The sequence below is a fragment of the Desulfosarcina sp. genome (assembly GCF_041551955.1).
Lineage (GTDB): Bacteria > Desulfobacterota > Desulfobacteria > Desulfobacterales > Desulfosarcinaceae > Desulfosarcina.
Genome location: NZ_JBFELV010000336.1, coordinates 1 through 5,551, shown reverse-complemented (window position 1 = coordinate 5,551; position 5,551 = coordinate 1). Strand labels below are relative to the sequence as shown.

Here is a 5,551-nt window from a genome sequence, read left to right as displayed (position 1 = left end):
CCACAACACATCGGTTCCCAGCCACACCATGCCGCCCACAAAAACGAGCGCCACCGGCAAGGAAAGAAAAAGGGCTTTGTGGGCCAGGCACCAGCCCAAAATAGCCCGATAGTAATACTGAAATGCCAGGAACAGCCCCAGGGTGCTCCCGACCAATACGATCGTAAAAAAGAAGTTCCGCCAGCCCCCCTTTTCGGGTCCCAGAGGCGTCCAGTGGTCCGCGAGAATCAGGATCAACACCATCGCCAGTACCAACTTGACCAGCAGTAGAATCTGCTTTCGGACCGTTTCCGGCAGCCATCTGCCAAGCAGGTAATAAACACCGACGATCACCAGCGCCAAACCGATGCGCAGGTCTACCAGCAGCATGGCCAGCGCACCCAGATATACCAACCCCTCGTACAGGATCCACTGTTTGCTGCGCCGGTTCGACCGGTATTTTAAAATGGTGTGCACCAGCGGCGGAAGGACCACCACGGCAAGCAGCAGGGACGCCGAAAGGGTGAAGGTCTTGGTAAAGGCCAGCGGTCTGAACAGCTTACCCTCGGCACCGGTGAGGGCAAAGATCGGCAGAAAACTGATAACCGTCGTGCTCACCGCAGTGACCATGGCACCGCCCACATCCCTTACCGCAGACACCACCAGTGCCAGGCGATCGATGGATCCATCGGCCGCTGCCTGTCGCCGATAGATGTTTTCAGTTAAAATGATTCCCATGTCCACGATGGTGCCGATGGCAATGGCAATGCCGGAAAGGGCCACGATGTTGGCATCCACGCTAAACAGGTGCATGGCGATAAATGCCATCAGGACCGCCAGGGGAATCATGCCGGCCACCACCATCGAGCTGCCCAGGTTGAGCAGGATTACGATCACGACCACGATGGTCACCAGGGTTTCATTGATCAGGGCCTGTTCAAGGGTCCCAAGGGATTCCTGAATCAGCTCGGTTCGATCGTAAAAGGGAACTATTTTCACCTGAGAAAAAGTTCCATCCGTCAGAGTGCGTTGGGGAAGGCCGGGGGAGATCGCTTCAATCTTGCGCTTGACGTTCTGGATGACCGCCATGGGATTTTCACCGTAACGCACGACAACGACGCCGCCGACGGTCTCCGCCCCGCCCTTGTCCAGCGCGCCCTGGCGGGATGCCGGTCCGATCACCACATTGGCAACCGTTTTGACGAAGACGGGAATACCCTGGTCCATTTTGATCACGGCATTTTCGAGATCTTCGATGCGCTTGATAAAACCCAGTCCGCGAATCAGGTATTCCACCCGGTTGACTTCGATGGTCTGTGCACCCACATCCAGATTGGCCTGGCGGACGGCGTCGAGCACGTCGTTCAGAGAAACACCGAAGGCGCGCATGCGGTCCGGGTCGATGTCGACCTGGTATTCCTGAACGAATCCACCCACCGAGGCCACTTCGCTGACCCCGTCAACAGCCATCAATGCGAAGCGCACATACCAGTCCTGAATGGTGCGCAGTTCGTGAAGGTCCCATCCTCCGGTGGGCTGCCCCTGGACATTCCGGCCTTCCAGCGTATACCAGAAAACCTGTCCCATTGCCGTCGCATCGGGTCCCAACAAAGGTTGGACATTCGGCGGCAGGGTATCCGTCGGCAGGCTGCTCAGTTTTTCCAATATCCGGGTGCGAGACCAGTAAAACTCCACATCATCGTTAAAAATAACGTAAATGATGGAAAAGCCGAACATGGAAAAGCTACGAACCGTTTTAACCGCCGGCAGGCCCAGCAGGGCAACGGTGAGCGGATATGAGATTTGATCTTCGATGTCCTGAGGGGATCGTCCGGGCCATTGGGTGAATACAATTTGTTGGTTTTCACCGATATCGGGAATGGCGTCCGCCGGCACGGGATTGCGAAGCGCTCCGCCCAGCGTCCAGTTGAAGGGGGCCACCAGCAGGCCGCCGCCTGCAATCAGCAGGAAAAGCAGCAGAACCGGCACCTTATTGAGAATACAGAAACGGACAATACGCTCTAGAAAGGTGGCTGGAGGAGACGGATCGATGTCACTATGCGGCTGCATTCACTTGCGTGTCCCTATATATTAGAATCTGCCGACCGGCGGCAATGGTTCGGTCTACGGGTCCAAGGCCCGCGTTGACCGACGCGTCGAGTCACCGTAACTTCCCGGTCGGCGGCGCTGCACGACCGACTGCCCCTGACCCGGCGAGGACCGTCGGCTGCGGATAAAGGTGTTCTCTTCGCTGGCCGCCTCTGCCGGCTGGTCTGCGCTTGCCGCATCCCGGGGCATCCGACTGCGCAGCCGCTCCTCGGAATAGTCCCGGTTGACTGAGTCCGAACCGGCATGGTGATAGCTTTCGGCAATGTCTCCATCCTGCATGGTCATCATGCTGTTGCGGGCCAGGATCTGTATGGCGCTGTCAATCTTGAAGTTTCCATTGAAGACCACCTGTTCACCCTCCTGCAAGCCATCCAGGACCACGTAGTGATCCCGCGCCTTAGGTCCCAATACAATTTCGCGGCCCTCGAATTGCCCGTCCTCGCCTGGCACGGACACATAAACCACGGCGCGCCGGCCGGTGATCAGCGGCGCTGTGGAGGGGATAAGCAGCGGTGCCGCGGCATGGGCGCCCTGGCCCGCGGCAACCTGGCCTGCTGAATCCAGTTGCGCCTGGACCGTTGCCCGGATCAGCATGCCAGCCTTCAACCGCCCGCCTTGCTCCGCCAGCAGGGCACCGACACTGAAGGTGCGTGTCTCGGGATTGAACACCGGATCGATGTAAACCAGCTTGGCGGTGAACCGCTCGCCGGGATAGGCGGTGGTTTCGAATTGAACCTCCTGACCTTTGCGCAACCAGGGGAAATCCGTCTCGTAGGCATCCAGTCGGGCCCATACGTATTTGGGATCCGCCAGGGTAAAGATGGTCGTACCGGTATTGATATAGGTTCCTTCATAGGCATTCTGCTCCACCACCTGACCGTACATGGAGGCATACACCGTGGCGATACCGGTGGCTTCACCGACCTTCATCAATTCGTCGATATCCCGCTTTGGCAGGCCCAAGATGCTCAGTTTGTGTCGAATCGCCGCCATCTTGCGATAGGCGGCTTTGCGCTGTTCTTCGCCCGCCTCGGACGTGTCAAGCTTTCGGTTCTGCACGGGCACTTCCTGAGCCACATGCGGTTGACCGCTCTGAAACGCCAGGAAACTCGGGACGTATGGCATCAGTTCCACCAGTTGTTTCTGGGTCTCCTGCAAGTCCGACGAGTAGATGTCGAACAACGGGTCACCCCAGCGGACAAACTGGCCGGCGCGTTTGACATATACCCGGTCGATGACGCCCGGCATAAATGCCGACAGCTTGGTCATGTGTGCCGGGTCGTAGTCGATCCGGCCGAAAAGGGAAATCTCAGCCGTCGCCGCCTTGCGAACCACCGGGGACACGCGAATCTCGGCCAGTTTGATTGCCTGGGCACTCAGTTCGATCCGGGAGGCGTGCCAGTCGCCTCCGGGTGCCGGTGCAAGGTCATGGTTGTGACCAGGCGTCAAGCCATCGCCCTCGACGGGGGCCAGCGCCATGCCGCAGACGGGGCACTCACCCGGTGTCGCCAAAGGGGGTGTGCACATCATGGGGCAGGCATACAATAGAGCGGGAGCGTCGGCTTCAGCCGTCGTGGCCGTTTCGCCGTGGGCGAGTTCGCGATCGTGCGCCGCTGCCTGAAGGTCATGGGAAGCGTCGGTGCCGGACCGGCGACCGATCATATAGGCGGCCCCCACCAGCACCAAGATCAAGCAAACCATTAGGGCAGTACGCTTGGGCAGTGAAGTTTGGTTCATGGTGTCACCACGTTATCGTCATTTTCCCGGGCGCCGGTGTCGGGCCCGCCTCGCTCAATAGCCGCTGAGCGTGAAATCCGTAAAAACAATGGGATATCCCGATATCATTAAAAATATAACATAAGCAAGTAAACTGCCAAGACAAAGTTTTTTTTGAACCCGGGGTATGACCGCTGCAAGGGACGCATGCTGCCGGAAGCGGTCGATCACCCCTGCCCCGGCCCCGCCGATCCCTGCGGTCAGCAGGCAGAGATAGAGGGGGTAGCCGACATACAGGTACTCGCGCTGCAGGATGTCGAAGGGACAGTGGTGGGTCGGCAGCTGGTAGATGTATACGCTGATAAACGAGATGATGGCCACCAGAGCCGCTGCCAGCGAAACGACGCTGAACCCTGAAAACCACCGGATGGCCCGCCCCGTGACCAGAAAATGAATTCCGGTGCGCAGGGTCAGGGCCATGCTCGCGTAGAACGCGATCATGGCCGGATAAGCCGGCAGCCCGGCCATTACACCGGCGACACTGGTGGTGTCTTCGCTGAACAGCGCCCCGCAGCATGAGGTGATCACATCCGCCCGCATCAGGCTGAAATAACGGGTCAGGAGATAACTCTCCAGGACCAGCAGCCCGGCAATGATGGTCAGGAAACGATACTTGAATCGAATCAGCGGGTAGTCTTCCCCCTGCTGGTCCACGTGGTTGACGATCAGCCAGATCCCGCAGAGGAGGCAATTGACCAGCTTGAGCTGCAAGGCCGGATAACCGTAGGCGTTGACGTTCAGGGAGCCGGCCGCGCACATGGCCCCGATGAACAGGGAGTGCAGGCGATCGGCGGTGAAGGCAAAAAGGAAGAGTGACAGCAGTTCAAAGATCAGCAGGTAAGTCAGCACGCTGGAAATCAAATAGGTTTGCCGCTCCATGGCCAGTTGCAGGCTTGCGGTGCTTCCCAGGTCCCACCAGCGGATAATCCGCACGCCCAGAAGCGCGGCAGCCAGCGTACACGCGCTGATCAACCAGGCGTTGGCAACCAGGGCGATGATGGCGGGGTTGAGAATCATGCCGGTACCTGCGGGCTGTCGACCACCCGGCCATCCTGCATGAAAATCAGCCGGTCCACACAACCTGCGTTGCAGACGCGCGGGTCATGGCTGGCGGCCAGTACGGTCAATCCTTCAGCCGACAGATCCGCAGCGATTTCCAAAAAACGATCGGCCAGCCGTGAGTCGAGGTGGGCGGTGGGCTCATCGGCAATCAGCACGGAGGGGCTGTTGATCATCGCACGCGCCACGGCCACCCGCTGCAGTTCGCCGCCGGACAGCGCCGTCACCTGCCGGCCAGCCTTGTCGGCCAGCTTCAGTCGCTCGAGGAGGGACAGGGCCCGCTGTCGCAGGCGCGAGAAAGGCTCCCCCTCCGGATAGGCGGGGATCATGATGTTGTCCAGCACGGTGCGCCCCTTGATCAGGTTGTGGTTCTGGAAGACAAAGCCGAAGGTGCGGCGCCGCAGACGCGCGGCGAAGTGTTCGGTCAGACTGGTGGTTTCGCGGCCGTCGATATAGATGCGCCCCGTGGAGGGGCGGCACATCAGGCCGATGATACTCAGCAGGGTGGTTTTACCGGAGCCGCTGGGACCCTGAAACACGGTGATGCCGCCGTCGGCCAGGTTGAGGCTCACCGGCTGAAGGGCCGTCACCGCATTGCTGCGCCCCTGGTGATAGGTTTTACTGATTT

Annotated in this window: 4 protein-coding genes; all 4 read right to left on the bottom strand. The window is 59.4% G+C overall.

Annotated elements, in window-relative coordinates:
* The coding region (locus tag ABYV26_RS19450) for an efflux RND transporter permease subunit (protein ID WP_372683018.1) at nucleotides 1-2,049 on the bottom strand (2,049 nt) is incomplete at its 3' end.
* Between the two features lie 54 nt (nucleotides 2,050-2,103).
* Nucleotides 2,104-3,825, bottom strand: coding sequence for an efflux RND transporter periplasmic adaptor subunit (locus tag ABYV26_RS19445; protein WP_372683017.1), 1,722 nt, complete (start codon nucleotides 3,823-3,825; stop codon nucleotides 2,104-2,106).
* 54 nt (nucleotides 3,826-3,879) lie between these two features.
* Nucleotides 3,880-4,881, bottom strand: coding sequence for a hypothetical protein (locus tag ABYV26_RS19440; RefSeq protein WP_372683016.1), 1,002 nt, complete (start codon nucleotides 4,879-4,881; stop codon nucleotides 3,880-3,882).
* The coding region (locus tag ABYV26_RS19435; protein ID WP_372683015.1) for an ABC transporter ATP-binding protein at nucleotides 4,878-5,551 on the bottom strand (674 nt) is incomplete at its 5' end. The genes ABYV26_RS19435 and ABYV26_RS19440, both read right to left, overlap by 4 nt.